An 18,042-nucleotide genomic window follows, 5' to 3' on the forward strand; every position below is an offset into this window, starting at 1 on the left:
TCCGGTCAGCAGGAGGAGCCGCTGCTCCCCGTCAGCTGGGTCCCACCGATCTCCACCGTGCCGACGGCGATGGTGCACTTGTCGTTCAGCGTCTTGCTGGACGTCCACACGTCACGCTGGTTGGTCGCGCCCTGCGTGGGCGGCGTGAACGAGCCGCCGCCGCTGAGCTTGATCGACGCGCGGAACGTGCTCGACGACTGCACGTGGATGTGGCCGAACTTGGCGCCGCATCCCTCGAACTGCGTGATGGTGGCTGTGGTCGTGGCGCCGCCCCTGACGACACCGGTCGAACCGACCTGCACCGCGCTCGGGCAGGTCGGCGGGGTCTGTTCTGCTGCCTGTGCGGTACCCCCGAGGAGCAGGGCAACGCCGGTCGTGACGATTCCCAGTTTGATCAGCACGTGCGTGAACGTAGATCGCGCTGGTTAGCCGACGGTAAATCCGCGAACGCGTGGAGTAACACCGAGGACCGCTGCTCCGATCAGCCCAGTGGATCGGCGTTAGGGGGAATCGAGATGCTCCCGAATGTGTACGTCATGGCCGCCGCGGTTCTGGCCGGTGCCGCGGGCAGTGCCTACGTCGTGACGGTCGTGGACCGCCCCGAGCCGGTGGCGGTCAGTCGTGTTGTGCGCGTGGTGGACGCGGAGACGGTCGAGGTGCGCGAAGGTGATCGCGTCACGGCGATGCGTCTCGTGAACGTGGACGCGCCGGCTGCGGACGAGTGTCTGCACAACGAGTCCCGGAAACGGCTCACCGAGCTGCTGCCGGAAGGAACCGCGGTCACGGTGGTGCGGGAGGGCCAGCTCGCCGCACTGTCCACAATGGATGGGAAACTGGTCAACGCCGCCCTCATCGCCGACGGGCTGGCGGTTCCGGTCGCCAACGGCACGCGTTTCCTCGACCAGGTGAAGGCGGCCGACAACGAGGCCACCGAGGGGCACAAGGGGCTGCACTCACCGGACGTGCCCTGCACGTTGCCCGGACAGGTGCGGGCGATCACCGAGGCGGCGGCAGCCGTGGAAGCGCAACCGCTCAAAGCGAGCAAGGCCGAGCTGACGGTCGCAGCCGACACGGCCAAGACGGCCATCGGGCTGGTGGACCAGCTGTCCAAGCCCGGCGGATTGACGTGGGACGCGGTGGCACCGGTGGACCAGACGGTGTTGCTGGCGAAGGTCACCAAGGCGGTGCCGACGTTGTACCGCAAGGAGGCCGAGCTGCGGAACGTCGTGAAGGGGCTGGGGTGACGGCCCGCCGTTCCCCTGCGCCGGCGGGCCGCGCACAACATCGCGTGTCGCGGTTATGGCGCGGTAAAGGGCTGGATCAAGCAGACCCGTTGCCACGGGAACGAGCTGGGCGCCCAGCTGGTTCTCGCAGGTCACATCTGGTCGATCTAGCCGAAGGGCTGGCCTGCCTCACGCAGCCAGGCGCGCTCGGCCGAGTGGTCCGGCACGGCCGGCCACCCGTTGATCTTCGCGATCAGCACCCAGTACCGCTCGGCACGCGGGTCCGCGAAGTCGGAGAGCTCGCGCAGCCGTTCGACGAGCTGCTCGTCGTTCGGCAGGTTGAGCGACTCCGCCCACTTGGCGTTCACGCGGTCCACGACCTCGCGAGCGGCGTCGGACGTCGGCGCGATGCCGGCGTCGAGTGCCGCGCGCGCCTGGGCGATCGCGAAGTTGAACGCCTCCATCTGGTTGTCCGCCGGCGGGCTCATGTCCTGGCCGTTGCGGCGGAACTCCTCGTGCCGCTGGGACATCCGCTTCACCGAGGCACGGAAGTCCGGGTCCTGCACGAGCTTCGCGAGCTCGACCCACGCCTCCAGCTGCTCGGTCGTCGGGTCGTCCGGCAGTTCGATCCGCACGGACCGCATGCGCTGCTCGAACTGCGGATCCAGCTCGTAGGGCCCGAACACCTCCTCGAAGAAGTCGTCGAGGATGCGCTGGCGCTCCTCGTCCGACATGCGTGCCAACTCGTTCATCAGTTCCATCTCCCCTCCTTTGGCGACGGCGCGCAGCACGGCACGGCGCAGCCGCAACGTCCTCATCTGCGCGTCGATCGCTTCCGCATGTGCCCGCGCCACGTCGGTCACCGTCACCTCGCGGGCGAGGATCCGCCCGGCGGTCGGCAGGTCGACACCCAGATCCCGCAGGGTGCGGACGAGCTTGAGCTTCGCGACCGCCTCACCGTCGTACGTCCGGTAGCCGCCGACCGTTCTGGCGGTGGGCGGGATGAGGCCCTGGTCGGAGTAGAACCGGATCGTCCGGACGGTGAGGCCGGTCATCCTGGCCAGCTCGCCGATCTGGTAGCGCGTCACGGGGACAACTCTGAACCCTCCAGTGACTGGAGAGTCAAACCCGATTAACCGATCGAGTTCCAGAACGAGCAGTTGTGCCTGGTCAGCCCGTTGATCGGGCCGACGTGCTCCAGTGAGTACTCCTGGACGGTGCCGCGCGCCCAACCCGGCTTGCCCGTCCGCGCGAACGTCGTCCAGTCGCGGATCATCGTCGACGCGAGCTGCTGCTGAGCGGGGTTGAGGTCGAAGGTCGGGATGTCGAAGAAGTAGGCGAGGTCGGACGAGTGCCAGGCACCGGCCGGGGAGCCCGCGGGGAAGAGGTCCTTGAACCAGCCGAGCGGCGCGGTGCGGTCGGCGAACTCGTAGCCGTACGTCGGCGTGTAGCGCGAAAGCAGCCGGTCGTCGGTGAGCTGGTGGCACGCCCACACGCCGTCGGTGAGCACAGCGCCGTAGGCAAGACGCGCGGAGTCGCCCGCCGGGTACTCAGCCGCGATCTTCGCCGCCTTCTCCGCCCCGAACGACTGCTCCAGCAAACCGTTGTAGTCGAACGGTTCCGGTACGGTCGCGGACGTAAGCCTGCCCTCGTCACGGGTGTTGCCCCAGATCACCGGGACGCGGTTGAACCGGCCGGATTCCAACGCGTCGACGGGGTTCACGGGCAGCACGCTGTTGCCGGTCACGACCGGCGTCACGCCGCGGTCGATGGCGGTGAAAACCGTGGGAGGCAACGCACGCAGGCACTCGACGTCCGTGCAGCCGAGCCGGGCCGAGATGGCCACCGCGTCGGCAGCGGCCGCGTCCCTGGCGATCCAGGGCGCGCCGGCGGGCTTGTCGTGGATCACGCCGTTTGCACCCCACGTGATGGAGCAGCCGCCGCTCTGCGCGATGGCCTTCTGGAACAGGCCACGCGACTTCGGCGACGTCACGTGCGCACACACGTCGAACGCGCCACCTGACTCACCGAAGATGGTGACGTTGCGCGGGTCTCCACCGAACGCGGCGGCGTTGCGCTGCACCCACCTCAGGGCCGCCTGCTGGTCCTCGATGCCGTACGCGCCGGAGTCCGGCAGGTCCGGGTGGCCGAAGAAGCCGAAGAAGCCGAGCCGGTAGTTGATCGTCACGACGACCACGTCACCCTGCACGACCAACGGGCGCGGGTTGAAGCCGTCGCCCGACAGGTAGCTGTTGCCGCCGCCGTGCAGGTAGACCATGACCGGCTTGCGGCCGTGTGTGGACGGCGTGGTGACGTTGAGGTACAGGCAGTCCTCGTTGCTGCTCGGCGAACCGGCACCGGCCGACTGCGCGCAGACGGGGCCGGGCTTGGTCGCGTCACGAGGTGTCGTCCACGGCGTGACCGGCTGCGGCGAACGCCATCGCAGCTCGCCCACCGGCGGGGCAGCGTACGGAATCCCCTGGTAGAGCTGGCGATCGGCGAGCACGGTGCCGCGCACGGGACCGGAGTCGGTCCGCACGAGGCCGGCTTGGGACGCCTGAGCCGCACCGATGGGGCTCGCCAGCAGGGCTGCGGCGATCAACAGAGAAAGTCGCTTGTTCATGTCCCCGCGTCGAACGAGGGGCACGCGGATCGACATCCGCGCGTACTCGCATACCGGGTTTTGCGGCACGATCACCTGCGTGGGTTCGATCACCTGGCAGTACGTGGCGGCGGGGGCGCTGGCCGTGGTGTGGCTGTTGTTGCTGGTCCGGCGCCTCGGCCTGCCGGCTCGTCAACGTCGGCGGACCAGGCGCGAGGCCCAGGTCCCGGTCTGGATGTCGATTCTGGGCTGGCTGCTGATCGCGGTGCTCGTGGCCGCAGCGGCGGGTGGCGGACTGCTGTGGCTGCTGGGCTGGCCGAAACTGCCGAAGCAGGCGGCGTTCAGCACGACGGAGATGCTCGACCTGCTGAAGATCGGGCTGGCAGTCGTCGCCGGGTTCGGCGGTGTGGTCGCGCTGGCGGTCAACTACCGCAAGCAGCGCGTGACCGAGGCTGCCCACGCGCACGCGCTCAACCAGGAGGAACGCGAGCGCACCAAGCTGTTCAACGAACGCTTCAAGGTCGCAGCCGAGCTGCTCAGCAGTGAGCAGCTCGGCCTGCGCGTCGCAGGCGTCTCGGCGATGGCCGGTCTCGCCGACGACTGGGAGGCACAGCGGCAGACGTGCGTCGACGCGCTGATCGACCACCTGAAGCTGGCTACCGACGAGCGCAACGCGGAGATGAGCGACAAGATCTTCCGCGCCCTTCGCGAACGGCTCGGCACGCACCGCCGACCGGGGTCGTGGTCATCGCTGACCTTCGACTTCAGCGGCATGACGTTCGAGGACGCCAACTTCAGCGAGCGGACCTTCGAAGGCGAAGTGATCTTCGACGGCGCCGTGTTCACCGGCGCGAACACATCCTTCGAACGCACTGCGTTCCAGTGCACCGCGAGCTTTCACGGTGCGACGTTCATCGAGACCACAGTGAACTTCAACGACGCGCTCTTCACCGTGGACGCACAGTTCGTGGGCTGCAACGTGTCCGAGTCCACGCTCGACTTTCGCGGAGCCGAACTGAGCGGCCGCGCCTTGTACTTCTACCGCTCGAACTTCAGCAAGAGCCACTTGATCGGCCGTGACATGACGCTGAACACGGGCGCGGTCCGCATCGAGCACTGCTCTCTCACCGAGAGCTCGCTGGACTTCACCGACGTGCTCGCCGCCACCGAGGACCTGCGGTCGCTCGGTTTCCTCTTCATCGAGGGCACTTCGATGAGCAAGTGCGAGCTCTTTCTGAGGCCGCTTCCCCGAGTACCAATGGGCGTGGATGCGCGACGTCCACCTGACGGACGTCGTGATGGAGACCTACGAAGAAGCGCCGGACTGGCTGAAGATGCGTGGTGGGGAGCCCAAGAGCCCCCCACCACGTCAACAACCTCAGTAGGTCATCGCGATGCCGGGGTCGGCCAGCAGCGCGCCGACGTCGGCCAGGAACTGCGAGCCCTGCTGGCCGTCGACCACGCGGTGGTCGAACGACAGGGCGAGCTGGCAGATCTTGCGGACCTTGATCTCGCCGTCGACGACCCACGGCATGTCGCGGATCGCGCCGAGCGCGAGGATCGCGGACTCACCGGGGTTGAGGATCGGCGTGCCGGTGTCGACGCCGAAGACGCCGACGTTGGTGATCGTGATGGTGCCGTTCATCATGTCGGCCGGCGCGGTCTTGCCGTCACGGGCGACGGTGGCGAGCTCGTCGAGTGCGACGGCGAGCTCCTTCAGCGACATGCGGTCGGCGTCGCGGACCTTCGGCACCACGAGGCCGCGCGGCGTGGCGGCCGCGATGCCCAGGTGGACGTAGTCCTTGTAGACGATCTCGTTGGCCGCGCTGTCCCACGTCGCGTTGACGTCCGGCGTGCGGCGCGCGGCGAGGATGACGGCCTTGGCGCAGAACGCGAGCGGCGTCAGCTTCACGCCGCGGAACTCCGGTGCGTTCTTCAGGCGCGCGCGCAGTTCCATCATCGGCGTCACGTCGACCGTGAGGAACTCGGTGACGTGCGGTGCGGTGAACGCGCTGTCGACCATGGCCTGCGCGGTCGCCTTGCGGACGCCCTTGATCGGCACGCGCCGCTCGCGCGAGCCGTTGTCCACGAAGGACGGGGCTGCGGGAGCGGGTGCGGCGACGGCGCTTTCGACGTCCTCGCGCGTGATCACGCCGTCGGGGCCGGAGCCCGTCAGCGCGTACAGGTCGACGCCGAGGTCCTTGGCCAGCTTGCGGACCGGCGGCTTGGCCAGCGGCACGTAACCACCGGGAGCCTGGACCGGCGCCGGGGCAGCGGGCGCAGGTGCCGCGACGGGAGCAGGCGCGGGCGGAGCCACGACGGCAGCCGGAGCGGCGGCCGGGGTGTCCTTGCGCGCGCGGCGCTTGGCCGTGCCGGACTTCGGGCCGTAGCCGACGAGCGTCGCGATGCGCCCGCCCGGCATCTCCTCGCCGATCTTGCCGGACGAGGTGCCGTTCGCCTCGGCGGCGACGGGAGCGGCGGGTGCCGCGGCGCCACCGGGGTCGGTGTCGATCGTGATGATCGGAACGCCCACCTCGACGGTCTGGCCGGGCTCGGCGAGCAGCTCGGTCACGACGCCTGCCCACGGGCACGGCAGCTCGACGGCCGCCTTGGCCGTCTCGATCTCGACGATGATCTGGTTGACCGTGACGGTGTCACCCGGCTTGACGTGCCAGGTGAGGATCTCGGCCTCGGTCAGCCCCTCAGCCGTGTCGGGCAGGGGGAACTGCTTGTACTGCGGCATTTCCGTAGGTCCCCTTACCAGGCGAGAGAGCGGTCGACGGCGTGCAGCACCCGGTCGAGGTCGGGGAGGAACTCCTCCTCGAGCTTCGACGGCGGGTACGGGGTGTCGAAACCGGTCACCCGCAGCACCGGTGCCTGCAACGAGTAGAAGCACTCCTGCTGGACCTTGGCTGCAATCTCGCTGGCGATCGAGGACTCGGACGGCGCCTCGGACACGACGACCAGCCGGCCGGTGCGGCGCACCGACTCGAACACCGGCGCCAGGTCGAGCGGCGACAGCGAACGCAGGTCGATGACCTCCAGCGACGTGCCGTCCTCAGCGGCCGCGTTGGCGGCGTCGAGGGACGTGCGGACCATCGGGCCGTACGCGACCAACGTCGCGTCCGTGCCGGAACGCAGCACGCGGGAGGCGAACAGCGGGCCGGGCTGGGCCGTGGTGTCGACCTCGCCCTTCTCGTAGTAGCGGCGCTTGGGCTCGAAGAACAGCACCGGGTCGTCGCAGTCGATCGCCTGCTGGATCATCCAGTACGCGTCGGCCGGGTTCGAGCACGAGACGACCTTGAGGCCGGCGGTGTGCGCGAAGTACGACTCGGGCGACTCCGAGTGGTGCTCGACGGCACCGATGCCGCCACCGAACGGCACGCGGATCACGATGGGCATCTTGATCTTGCCCTGCGTGCGGTAGTGCAGCTTCGCGACCTGCGACACGATCTGGTCGAAGCCGGGGAAGATGAAGCCGTCGAACTGGATCTCGCACACCGGGCGGTAGCCGCGGATCGCGAGGCCGACGGCGGTGCCGATGATGCCGGATTCCGCGAGCGGCGTGTCGAGCACGCGCTGCTCACCGAAGTCCTTCTGCAGACCGTCGGTGATCCGGAAGACACCACCGAGCTTGCCGATGTCCTCACCCATCATGATGACCTTGGGGTTGGCCTCCATGGCCGCCCGCAGGCCCATGTTGAGCGCCTTGGAGATCGTGAGCGTCTGCACCGGGGTCGCCGGAGCCGCAGCGGTCGAACGATCCATCGTCGGAGCAGCCATCAGTGCTCACCTCCAGCAAAACCCGAGACGTAGTCGAGGAACTCGTCGCGCTGAGCTTCGAGGACGGGGTTGCCCTCGGCGTAGACGTTGCTGAAGATCCGCTCCGCGGGCGGATCCGGCATGTTCACGCAGAACTCGCGCAGGTTCTCGGCCAGCGCGTCGGCTTCCGCCTCGACACCCTCGAAGAACGTGCTGTCGGCCCACTGCTGGCGGACCAGGTAGACCTTGACCCGCTCGATCGGGTCCTTGAGCTTCCACATCTCCAGCTCGTCCGACAGCCGGTAACGGGTCGGGTCGTCGGAGGTGGTGTGCGCGTCCATCCGGTAGGTGAACGCCTCGATCAGGATCGGGCCGTTGCCGTGGCGGCACTCGTTCAGCGCCCAGCGCGTGACGGCGAGCGTGGCGAGCACGTCGTTGCCGTCGACGCGGATGCCGGGGAAGCCGTAGCCGCGGGCGCGCTGGTACAGCGGCAGGCGCGACTGGCGTTCGGTGGGCTCGGAGATGGCCCACTGGTTGTTCTGGCAGAAGAAGACGAGCGGCGCGTCGTAGACCGCGGCCCACACGAAGCCCTCGTGCACGTCACCCTGGGAGGTGGCGCCGTCACCGAAGAACACCATGGTGGCTTCGCCGTCGTCGTCACCGACCTTGCCGTCGAACTTCTGGCCCATCGCGTACCCGGCCGCGTTGAGGACCTGGTTGCCGATGACGATCGTGTACGGGTGGAAGCGCTTCTCGACCGGGTCCCACGTGCCCTGATCGGTGCCGCGGAAGATGCCCAGCAGCTCGGTCGGGTCGATCCCGCGCGTCCACGCGATGCCGTGCTCGCGGTAGCTCGGGAACGCCATGTCGGTCGGGCGCATCGCGCGGCCGGCGCCGATCTGCGCGGCCTCCTGGCCGAGCAGCGGCACCCAGATGCCGAGCTGGCCCTTGCGCTGCAACGCGTTCGCCTCGCGGTCGACGCGGCGGATCAGGACCATGTCGCGGTACAGGCCGCGCAGCTCCTCCGCCGAGATGTCGATGTCGAAGTCGGGGTGCGTCACCCGCTCACCCTCGGGGGTGAGGAGCTGCACCAGGTCTGCGCCGCCCTCGTCTGTTGCTCGCAAGCCTGCGATCACCTGTTCCGCTGTCGGTTTTGCGGCAGTGGCGGCCGGCGCTGCATCCGGCTCCGGGTGCGTCCATTGCTCAGGGGACGACATGCGCCTTCTCCTCTGTCTCTCCGACCGCCTGATCGCTCGTGACGACCTCGTGCGGCGACGCCGGCGGTCGCCCGCCAACCCTGTGGGGCCGGAGGCAGCCGTCGACGGTGACGGTGGCTTACGACCACATCCTGACACGGCCTCACCCGTGTTGGTGAGACCCGTCCCACTTCGTAACACACGGGTCAACGTTCTGATCAGCGACAACAGTCGGAGGTTCGACTTTTTGCCCTCCGACTAGGACGTCCGATTACCGGACGTCGCTGTCCCGGTTACCGATCGTTAACTTCGGCAGAGGCCTCCGCGGACAAGGTCGCGGACGCGGGCAGAGGCGGAGTCGTGACAGGATCGAGCGGTGGACCGTTCAGTCGTGACCAGCACCGTCCGGACGCTCTGGGACTCCGAGATCGTCCCGAGCCTGTCTCAGCTCGTCGCCGTGCCGGCGATCTCACCCGCGTTCGACCCGGCCTGGGAAGAACACGGCGAGCTGGCCGCCGCCATCTCGCACGTGCGCGCGTGGATCGAGTCGCGCGCGCTGCCAGGAGCCGTCCTGGACGTCGTCCAACTGGCGGGACGCACGCCTCTTCTCGTGATCGACGTGCCGGCGTTCGGTAACGCGGGCGACGACACGGTGTTGCTCTACGGACACCTCGACAAGCAGCCGCCGGTGGGCGGGTGGGGTGAAGGACTCGGTCCGTGGACACCCGTACTGCGTGACGGACGTCTCTACGGCCGTGGCGCGGCAGATGACGGTTACTCCGGTTATGCCGCAATCGCCGCAATCGAAGCCGTGCGCGCAGCGGGCGGCTCGCACTCGCGCTGCGTCGTCTTGCTGGAGACCGGCGAGGAGTCGGGTTCGCCCGACCTGCCCGCCTACCTGGAGCACCTGTCCTCACGGCTCGGCCGGGTGTCGCTGGTCGTGTGCCTGGACTCCGGCGGCTCCGACTACGACCGCATGTGGCTGACCACGTCGCTGCGCGGGTTGGTGCAGGTCACGCTGACCGTGCGGGTGCTGGAGGGCGGCCTGCACTCGGGCATGTCGTCCGGCATGGTGCCGTCGTCGTTCCGCATCGCACGCGTGCTGCTGGACCGGCTGGAGGACTCGGTCACGGGCGAGATCCTCGTGCCGGAGATGCACGTCGAAATCCCGCCGCACCGGCTGGCCGAGGTCCGTGAGGCCGTCGAGGCCGCGCCGGGTGCCCTGTGGGGCCCGGTGCCGCGGGTCGGCGACCTGCAGCCGATGTCCGCCGACGAGGTCGAGCAGGCGCTGGGCACCGGGTGGCGGCCGACGCTGTCCGTGACCGGCGCGGACGGCCTGCCGTCGCCGGACGACGCGGGCAACGTGCTGCGTCCGTTCACCTCGCTGGTGCTGTCGTTCCGGCTGCCGCCGACGGCGTCCTCCGCGGCCGCGCTGGAGGCGGTCAAGCAGCGCCTGACCACCGACGTGCCCTACAACGCGACGGTGGAGCTCTCCCGCATCGAGGCTGCTGACGGGTGGAACGCGCCGGAGCTGGCGCCGTGGCTCTCGGCCGTGCTGGACGACGCGGGCAAGGAGGTCTTCGGTTCGCCGTGGCGGACCGTGTCGCTCGGCGGGTCGATTCCGTTCATGGGACTGCTGCACGAGGCGTACCCCGACGCGCAGTTCCTGGTGACCGGCGCGGTCGGGCCGGACTCGAACTGCCACGTGCCGGACGAGTGGCTGCACCTGGCGCACGCGGCCCGGATCACGGAGGCGGTGGCGCTGGTGCTGGACGCCCAGGCGTCGCAGCGCTGAACTCCTCCAGCAGCGCCAAACCTGTCGCCGGATTGCTCCCCGCGTACCTGCGCGCTCTCGCGAGTGCGTTGACCTGCGCGGGGACGACCTCGGCCAGGTCGTCGGCGAAGTGGTCGCGAACCACCGCGAGGAACTCGACCCGCGCGGCCGCGAGGTCGCGCAGGTTACTGATCGGGGCGTCCTCACCGGTGTAGGAGTCCTGGATCGCCTTTCGGAAGCCGCGCAGGTCGTCCGACGGGTCGGCGAGCACGCGCAGCAGTCCCGTCACACCGTCGCCGCTCTCCACCGCGGTCAACGCGTCGCCGGTCGTCTTGCAGACCCTGTCGAGTTCGTCGGCGGCCAGGTTCGCGGCGACGACCTCCAGCCGCGTGCCCGGTTGCTGCCGGACGATCGCGCGCGCCGACCTGGTCAGCTGGCGGGCCAGGCCTCCGGAGAAGGCGTAGGCCAGCGCCACGAACGACTCCGGCAGGCCCTCCACCGACCTGCTGATCAAAGCCCGCGCCAGGTCGAAGTCCAGGTAGTCCACCCGGACGACCTCGTCGAAGGAGCTGTCGAAGACGCTGCGCAACCCGCTGCCCGCCAGTTCGAAGTCGTGCTGGGCCTCGGTGGAGACGGACATCAGGTAGTAGCAGCCGGGCACGTCGAAGATCGCCTTGATCTCGTTCAGGAACCTGCGCGCGGGCTCACCGGCGCCGATCCGGTCCATCTCGTCGATGGCGATCACGACGCGGGCCGGCGCCAGCGCCTTCGCGGCGGCGCGGACGAACTGGCGGAAGTCGTCCACCACCTCGGGGAACGTCGCCGGACGGCCCGTCAGGCTGACGCCACGCTTGAACGCCATCTCCACGCCGCGGAACCCGATCTTCCCGCTCGACTCGCCGCTGTGGGTCTGCACGTAGGCGATGTCGCGCAGCCCCTGCTGGGCGGACCTGGCGAGCAGCACCGGACCAGTCGGCGACTCCCACCACCAGTCGCGCCGTCCAGCTCGCTTCACCACCTGCTCGTCGACATTGCGCAGGTGCGCGAGCACCGCCTGGCAGGCGCGCGCGTACAGGTGCAGAACGAACTCCCTCGGTACGTAGTCGACCGGCGCCGCGACCAGGACCGTGAGATCCGCCGGTTGGTCGGGTTTCCGGTAGGCGCCCTGGCAGAACGCCCGCAGCACGCTGGTCTTGCCCGCTCCGCGAGGCCCGGCGAGGGCGAGGCTCCCGGCGTCGAGGGTGTCGACGAGCGCGGCCAGCTCCCAGCCGGCCCGCACGGGTTGATGGCCGACCATCGAACCGCCCTTGAGCAGGCGGTGGGAATCGGTGAACGCCAGCTCGTTGCCGAGCACGACCTGCCTGCTGGCCCGCTCGGCGCGCAACACGGGCAGCACGCCGTCGTTGAGCACCGCCGCGCGCCACTCGGCCAGCGCCGGCTCGACCGCGGCGAGCTTGGCCATGGCGCGCCTGGCGGGGAGGACCGTGCGCAGCACCGCCTGCATCTGCCGGGCCATGTTCAGAACCAGGACCAGGAAGAGGACCTGCTTCCAGACGGGCTCGCCGAACGCCAGGAAGTCGTAGGCACCGGCGATGAAACCGGCGAGAGCCCACCAGCGCGCGACGGCCTTCCCGGCATAACCCGCGGACGACAACGCCAGCGCGGCGAGGGAGAGGCCGAGCACCAGCGCCACGAGGCGCCAGTCACCAGGGAGCACCGGGCTCCGCTCGTAGATCACACCCACCAACGTCCAGGTCAACACGGGTATCACCACGACGAAACCCCACCGCCAGAACACGACCCGGCGAGCGGCCCACCCGACGGTGGTGGCCTTGGTGGCGGACCGGCGGGCGGCGACGTAGTTGTCCCGCTGGGCCGACGCGGATGCCATGATCAGCGGTTTGGCCACCCGCAGCACACGGATCTCGTCGTTGTCGGGGGCGTGCTCCTCCGACGCGGCCTGCACCGCCCACTCGAAGACCGCGTCCTCGTCGTCGTCACGCGCCATCCCCGCATGGTCCGCTCGTTCGGATGCGACCGAAATGCGCCGTTCAGGTCACGCTCCACCTCGCTTTTAGTGAGGAATAACTCAGACAAGACGTGGACCCGACCAGCTGTCTGACCTGGTGTCCCACACTGGGCCGATGGGCGAACAAGCGGAACGGGCGCGCCTCGCGGAGTCGGAGAACCCGACTTCGCCGTGGCGGCGGTGGGGGCCGTACCTGTCGGGTCGCCAATGGGGCACGGTCCGTGAGGACTACTCGCCCGAGGGTGACGCGTGGGCGTCGTTCCCGTTCGACCACGCCCGTGCGCGCGCCTACCGGTGGGGCGAGGACGGCATCGCGGGGATCTGCGACGTCCACGGGTTCCTCAACCTCGCCGTCGCCCTGTGGAACGGCAACGACCCCATCCTCAAGGAGCGGTACTTCGGCCTCACCAACAGCGAGGGCAACCACGGTGAGGACGTCAAGGAGCACTGGTGGGTGACGGACGGGACGCCCACGCACTCCTGGATGCAGGTGGTCTACCGGTATCCGCAGCGGGAGTTCCCGTACGGGCAGCTCCGGGAGATGGCGCGCAACGCGGGGCGGGAGAACCGCGAGCCTGAGCTGGCCGACACCGGGGTGCTCGACGAGAACCGGTTCTTCGACGTCGAGGTGACCTACGCGAAGGCCGACACGGACGACATCTGCGTCGAGATCCGGGCGACCAACCACGGGCCGGAGGACGCGCCGCTGCACCTGTTGCCCCAGCTCTGGTTCCGCAACACGTGGGCGTGGGGGCGGGACCAGCGGCCGTGCCGGCTCGTCGCCAGCACCGCCACCGGGCGCAGGGTCACGGCCGACCACGGCAACCTCGGCCGGTACACGCTGCACCTGGACGGCACGCCGTCGATGCTCATGACGGACAACGAGAGCAACGAGATGTCGCTCTTCGGGGCCGAGCGCAACCCGTCGCCGTGGACCAAGGACGGCATCTGCAACTACGTCGTGCACGGCAGCACGTCGACCTGCCAGGTCGCCGGGCCGGACGACGCGGGTGTGGCGGGCACGAAGTTCGCGGCCTGGTACTCGTTCGACCCCGTGGAGCCGGGCGAGACGGTGACCATCAGGCTCAGGCTCGTCGGGGGCGACGGGCACCTGGACCCGTTCGGGCCGAGCTTCGAGGAGACCCTCCAGGCGAGGAAGCTCGAGGCCGACGAGTTCCACGACGCCATCGCGCCGGAGGCCGGGCCCGAGGAGAAGCACGTGCTGCGGCGCGCGCTGGCCGGGCTGATGTGGACGAAGCAGCACTACCGGTTCCGGACCCGCGACTGGCTCGACGGCGACCCGACCAAGCCGGAGGCGCCGTCCAGCAGGAGGACCCCCGAGGCGCGCAACGTGCACTGGCGGCACCTCGACGTCGCCGACGTGATCTCCATGCCGGACGAGTGGGAGTACCCGTGGTTCGCGGCGTGGGACCTCGCGTTCCACACGATCCCGTTCACGCTGGTCGACCCGGCGTTCGCGAAGGAGCAGCTGCTGCTGTTCTGCCGTGAGTGGATGATGCACCCCAACGGCCAGATTCCCGCCTACGAGTGGGAGTTCGGCGACGTCAACCCGCCCGTGCACGCGTGGGCTGCGCTGCAGGTGTACCGGGCGGACGGCAGCAGGGACCGGCAGTTCCTCGCGAAGATCTTCCACAAGCTGCTGCTGAACTTCTCGTGGTGGGTCAACCGCAAGGACGCCGACGGCAGCTACCTGTTCGAGGGCGGCTTCCTCGGCATGGACAACATCGGGCCGGTCAACCGGTCCGAGCCGATGCTGGGCGAGTGGCGGCTGGAGCAGTCCGACGCCACCTCGTGGATGGCCGCCTACAGCCTGCACCTCATGCAGATCGCGCTGGAGCTCGCGCGCGACGACGAGTCCTATGAGGACGTTGCCACGAAGTTCGTCGAGCACTTCCTGTCCATCGCGGAGGCGTTCACGCACTTCGGCTCGGACGGCGGCGGCATCTGGCACGACGAGGACGGCTTCTGCTACGACCGGGTCTCGCGGCGCCGTCCGGACGGCAGCGTCGAGTCCGAGCCGGTGCGCGTGCGGTCGATGGTCGGGCTGATCCCGTTGCTGGCGTCGGCGGTCCTGGAGCCGTGGGTGCTCAGCGAGTTGCACGGGTTCACGAGACGCCTCGACCACCTGCTCAAGAGAAGGCCCGAGCTGCGGCAGTTCATCACGTTCCACTACGAGCGCGGCGCGTTCGTGTCGTTGCTGGACGAGCACAAGCTGCGGCGCGTGCTGCACCGGATGCTCGACGAGCACGAGTTCCTTTCGCCGCACGGGATTCGATCGCTCTCCGCCGCGCACCGCGAAGGTCTGGAGGTCAAGGTCGCGGGCCAGGAGCACCGGATGGGCTACGAGCCGGGCGAGTCGCACACGCCGATGTTCGGCGGCAACTCGAACTGGCGCGGCCCGATCTGGCTGCCCACCAACGCGCTGCTCGTCGAGGCGCTGCGGACGGTCTGCGCGTTCCACGACGGCACGTTCCAGGTCGAGATGCCGACCCGCTCCGGCCGCCTGGTCACGGCAGGCCAGGTCGCGGACGAGCTGAGCGACCGGCTCATCGGGCTCTTCCTGCCCGACCAGGACGGGCGCAGGCCGTCGGACGGCAAGCGGATCGAGGCCTCCGAGTCACCTCTTTGGCGTAAGCACGTCACCTTCAGCGAGTACTTCGACGGCGACACGGGCGAGGGCCTCGGCGCTACCCACCAGACGGGCTGGACGGCGCTGGTAGCGGGCCTGTTGACCGGTCGTTCCCGGTGAACAGGCCCTTTCGTGATCAAATTCTGATCAAGGAACGTTGCGAGTCGTCACCGTTCGGGTGCAATGTGTGCATACGTTGTGTGATCTAGCCCAATTTGCGCAATGATTTGCGCGGATAGGGCGGATTTCACACAAAATTGTTGCGTTGGAGTGGCCTGTAACACGCACGTGCTGTCCACCACGTCACCCGAGTGGCAGTATCCCGTTCACTCGTCCGCGACAGTTACGAGGAGTGACGCAGTGGCTCGTCGATCCAGGCACGTGCTCGCCCTACTGCCCGCAGCCGCCCTTGCGCTGGCCGGCTGTGCGACGAGCACTGACACCGGCAGTGGCAGCGGGGACAGCGGGGTGAAGCTGGTCAAGGAAGGCAAGCTGATCACCTGCACCCACCTGTCCTACGAACCCTTCCAGTTCAGCGAGGGTGACAAGACCGTTGGCTTCGACGTGGATCTGGTGGACCTCGTCGCCAAGAAGCTCAACGTGAAGCAGGAGATCCTCGACACGGCGTTCGAGGGCATCCAGAACGGCCAGAGCCTCAACGTCGGTGACTGCGACCTCGCGGCGGCCGCGATGACGATCACCGACGACCGCAAGAAGGCGATCGACTTCTCCGACCCGTACTTCGACGCCGAGCAGGCGCTGCTGGTCAAGAAGGGCACCGGGACCAAGGACCTCGCCGCGCTGAAGGGCAAGAAGATCGGCGTGCAGCAGGCCACGACCGGCGAGATCTACGCCAACGACAACAAGGCGAAGTACGGCTACGAGGTCGTCCAGTTCGAGGACCTGACGCTGCAGGAGACCGCGGTCCGCACCGGCGCGATCGACGCCGCGATCAACGACAACGGCCCGCTGTACAAGTACGCCAAGACGTTCCCGGACACCGAGGTGACCACGGAGTTCCCGACCGGCGACAAGTACGGCATCGGTGTCAAGAAGGGCAACAAGGCGCTGCTCGACACCATCAACGCGGTGCTGAAGGACGCCAAGAGCAACGGGAAGTACGACGAGATCTACGAGAAGTGGTTCGGCAAGAAGCCGTCTTCGAAGTAAGCGGTTTCCAACGGGGTCGGCAGACGTGCTGCCGACCCCGTCGCACGTCCGAACCGACCTGCTAGGAGCCACACATGGCGCTGTCCAAGCGAAAGCGCGCCACGTACTTCAGGTACGCGCAGTACGGTCTGCTGCTGTTGATCGCACTGGTGATCGCCTTCACCGCGAACTGGTCAGAGATCGTCCACACGTTCTTCGACCTGCCGACCGCCGGGCAGATGCTGCCGGAGCTCGTCACGGTGTCGCTGAAGAACACGATCGTCTACACCATCTTCGGCTTCGCTCTCGGCCTGCTGCTCGGTCTGCTGCTCGCGCTGATGAAGCTCTCCTCGGTGGCGCCGTACCGGTGGATCGCCACCGGCTACATCGAGTTCTTCCGCGGTGTGCCTGCCCTTCTCGTGTTCCTCGCGTTCACGGTCGCGGTGCCGCTCGCGTTCAAGATCAAGTTCGACATCTACTCCACGGTGATGCTGGCGCTCGGTCTCGTGGGCGCGGCCTACATGGCCGAGACGATCCGCGCCGGAATCCAGGCGGTGCCCAAGGGGCAGGTCGAGGCGGCGCGATCGCTGGGCATGTCCCAGGGCCGCGCGATGATCACCATCGTGATTCCGCAGGCGTTCCGGATCATCCTGCCGCCGCTCACCAACGAGCTGATCCTGCTCACCAAGGACTCGTCGCTCGTCTACATCATCGGTCTGGCGCGTGACGAGTACGAGCTCACCAAGTTCGGCCGCGAGTTCCTCAGCCGCAGCCCCACGCTGACCCCGATCCTGGTCGTCGGTCTGTCCTACCTGATCATCACGCTGCCGCTCGGTTATCTGTCGCGGTACCTCGAGCGCCGCACCGGCGGAAAGAAGGTGTCCGTCGTATGAGCGAGATCTGCGTCGAGATCACCGGTCTGAAGAAGTCGTTCGGCACGCTGGACGTCCTCAAGGGCATCGAACTGACGGTCAACCGCGGTGACGTGGTCTGCATCATCGGGCCGTCCGGTTCAGGAAAGTCGACGTTGCTGCGGTGCGTGAACCTGCTGGAGGAGCCGAACGGCGGCCGGGTCGTCGTCAACGGCGTCGAGCTCACCGACCCCGACGTCGACATCGACCTGGCCCGCACGAAGATCGGCATGGTCTTCCAGTCCTTCAACCTGTTCGCGCATCTGACGGTGCTGAACAACCTCACCGTGGCGCAGCGCAAGGTGCTCAAGCGCAGCGAGAAGGAGGCGCAGGAGGTCGCGCTGCGCAACCTGGAGCGGGTGGGCCTGAGCGAGAAGGCGAACGCGATGCCGGCGCAGCTCTCGGGTGGCCAGCAGCAGCGCGTCGCGATCGCCCGCGCGCTGTCGATGGACCCCGAGGTGATGCTGTTCGACGAGCCGACCTCGGCGCTCGACCCGGAGCTCGTCGGTGACGTGCTCGGCGTGATGCGCCAGCTCGCCGACGAGGGCATGACGATGCTGGTCGTCACGCACGAGATGCAGTTCGCCCGCGAGGTCGCCGACAAGGTGATCTTCATGGACGGCGGCTACATCGTCGAGGAGGGCCCGGCGGCCGAGGTGATCGGCAACCCGCAGGAGGAGCGCACCAGGTCGTTCCTGGCGCGCGTGCTCGACCCGACGCACCACGGTCCGAGCGACCCGGACTAG

The 18,042-nt window shown here is 68.4% G+C and carries 15 protein-coding genes; 6 read left to right on the forward strand and 9 right to left on the reverse strand.

Going from position 1 to position 18,042, the window contains the following annotated elements; translation table 11 throughout:
* Positions 1-5 precede the first annotated feature (5 nt).
* Positions 6-401 (reverse strand): hypothetical protein, encoded by a 396-nt coding sequence (locus ABZV40_RS10435; protein ID WP_355438274.1) that lies wholly within the window; start codon positions 399-401, stop codon positions 6-8.
* Positions 402-515: 114 nt separating this feature from the next.
* Between ABZV40_RS10435 and ABZV40_RS10440 the strand changes: the two genes are divergently transcribed.
* Positions 516-1,244: a hypothetical protein gene (locus ABZV40_RS10440; protein ID WP_355438275.1), complete on the forward strand. Its 729-nt coding sequence runs from the start codon at positions 516-518 to the stop codon at positions 1,242-1,244.
* 146 nt (positions 1,245-1,390) lie between these two features.
* Here ABZV40_RS10440 and ABZV40_RS10445 read toward each other — a convergent pair whose 3' ends face one another.
* From ABZV40_RS10445 to pdhA, 7 genes are all read right to left on the reverse strand, one after another.
* Entirely contained in the window at positions 1,391-2,311 is a 921-nt protein-coding gene (locus tag ABZV40_RS10445) for a MerR family transcriptional regulator (protein WP_355438277.1), read from the reverse strand.
* Between the two features lie 44 nt (positions 2,312-2,355).
* Positions 2,356-3,825 (reverse strand): carboxylesterase family protein, encoded by a 1,470-nt coding sequence (locus ABZV40_RS10450; protein ID WP_355438279.1) that lies wholly within the window; start codon positions 3,823-3,825, stop codon positions 2,356-2,358.
* Between the two features lie 192 nt (positions 3,826-4,017).
* Positions 4,018-4,251, reverse strand: a complete 234-nt coding sequence (locus ABZV40_RS10455) for a hypothetical protein (protein WP_355438281.1) — start codon at positions 4,249-4,251, stop codon at positions 4,018-4,020.
* A gap of 319 nt (positions 4,252-4,570) precedes the next feature.
* Positions 4,571-4,942, reverse strand: coding sequence for a hypothetical protein (locus tag ABZV40_RS10460; RefSeq protein ID WP_355438283.1), 372 nt, complete (start codon positions 4,940-4,942; stop codon positions 4,571-4,573).
* Positions 4,943-5,203: 261 nt separating this feature from the next.
* A complete protein-coding gene (locus ABZV40_RS10465) occupies positions 5,204-6,568 on the reverse strand; it encodes a dihydrolipoamide acetyltransferase family protein (protein WP_355438285.1) in 1,365 nt (454 codons plus the stop codon).
* A gap of 14 nt (positions 6,569-6,582) precedes the next feature.
* The gene (locus ABZV40_RS10470) at positions 6,583-7,608 is read right to left on the reverse strand and encodes an alpha-ketoacid dehydrogenase subunit beta (RefSeq protein WP_355438287.1); all 1,026 of its coding nucleotides are present in this window, start codon (positions 7,606-7,608) and stop codon (positions 6,583-6,585) included.
* Entirely contained in the window at positions 7,608-8,804 is a 1,197-nt protein-coding gene (gene pdhA / locus ABZV40_RS10475; RefSeq protein WP_355438289.1) for a pyruvate dehydrogenase (acetyl-transferring) E1 component subunit alpha, read from the reverse strand. The genes ABZV40_RS10470 and pdhA overlap by 1 nt, the downstream gene beginning before the upstream one ends.
* 355 nt (positions 8,805-9,159) lie before the next feature.
* On the opposite strand from pdhA, the gene ABZV40_RS10480 reads away from it, so the two are divergent.
* Positions 9,160-10,578 (forward strand): M20/M25/M40 family metallo-hydrolase, encoded by a 1,419-nt coding sequence (locus ABZV40_RS10480; protein ID WP_355438291.1) that lies wholly within the window; start codon positions 9,160-9,162, stop codon positions 10,576-10,578.
* Here the strand turns inward: ABZV40_RS10480 and ABZV40_RS10485 are convergent.
* Positions 10,529-12,565: a hypothetical protein gene (locus tag ABZV40_RS10485; protein WP_355438293.1), complete on the reverse strand. Its 2,037-nt coding sequence runs from the start codon at positions 12,563-12,565 to the stop codon at positions 10,529-10,531. The genes ABZV40_RS10480 and ABZV40_RS10485 overlap by 50 nt on opposite strands.
* Positions 12,566-12,701: 136 nt before the next feature.
* Between ABZV40_RS10485 and ABZV40_RS10490 the strand changes: the two genes are divergently transcribed.
* The 4 genes from ABZV40_RS10490 to ABZV40_RS10505 all read left to right on the forward strand — a co-directional run bounded on the left by ABZV40_RS10490 (position 12,702) and on the right by ABZV40_RS10505 (position 18,042).
* A complete protein-coding gene (locus ABZV40_RS10490) occupies positions 12,702-15,356 on the forward strand; it encodes a glucosidase (protein ID WP_355438295.1) in 2,655 nt (884 codons plus the stop codon).
* A gap of 240 nt (positions 15,357-15,596) precedes the next feature.
* Complete coding sequence (locus ABZV40_RS10495; protein ID WP_355438297.1) at positions 15,597-16,406, forward strand: transporter substrate-binding domain-containing protein; 810 nt, start codon at positions 15,597-15,599, stop codon at positions 16,404-16,406.
* 74 nt (positions 16,407-16,480) lie between these two features.
* Entirely contained in the window at positions 16,481-17,278 is a 798-nt protein-coding gene (locus tag ABZV40_RS10500) for an amino acid ABC transporter permease (protein WP_355438299.1), read from the forward strand.
* Complete coding sequence (locus tag ABZV40_RS10505) at positions 17,275-18,042, forward strand: amino acid ABC transporter ATP-binding protein (protein ID WP_355438301.1); 768 nt, start codon at positions 17,275-17,277, stop codon at positions 18,040-18,042. Before ABZV40_RS10500 ends, ABZV40_RS10505 begins: the two co-directional genes overlap by 4 nt.

This window comes from Lentzea sp. NPDC004782 (assembly GCF_040609115.1).
Lineage (GTDB): Bacteria > Actinomycetota > Actinomycetes > Mycobacteriales > Pseudonocardiaceae > Lentzea.

What these genes read in the sequence shown, in the direction of transcription:
- ABZV40_RS10470 (WP_355438287.1), bottom strand. Translation starts at nt 7,608, where the DNA reads ATGGCTGCTCCGACGATGGATCGTTCGACCGCTGCGGCTCCGGCGACC.
- ABZV40_RS10440 (WP_355438275.1), top strand. Translation starts at nt 516, where the DNA reads ATGCTCCCGAATGTGTACGTCATGGCCGCCGCGGTTCTGGCCGGTGCC.
- ABZV40_RS10490 (WP_355438295.1), top strand. Translation starts at nt 12,702, where the DNA reads ATGGGCGAACAAGCGGAACGGGCGCGCCTCGCGGAGTCGGAGAACCCG.
- ABZV40_RS10505 (WP_355438301.1), top strand. Translation starts at nt 17,275, where the DNA reads ATGAGCGAGATCTGCGTCGAGATCACCGGTCTGAAGAAGTCGTTCGGC.
- ABZV40_RS10500 (WP_355438299.1), top strand. Translation starts at nt 16,481, where the DNA reads ATGGCGCTGTCCAAGCGAAAGCGCGCCACGTACTTCAGGTACGCGCAG.
- pdhA (WP_355438289.1), bottom strand. Translation starts at nt 8,804, where the DNA reads ATGTCGTCCCCTGAGCAATGGACGCACCCGGAGCCGGATGCAGCGCCG.
- ABZV40_RS10485 (WP_355438293.1), bottom strand. Translation starts at nt 12,565, where the DNA reads ATGGCGCGTGACGACGACGAGGACGCGGTCTTCGAGTGGGCGGTGCAG.
- ABZV40_RS10465 (WP_355438285.1), bottom strand. Translation starts at nt 6,568, where the DNA reads ATGCCGCAGTACAAGCAGTTCCCCCTGCCCGACACGGCTGAGGGGCTG.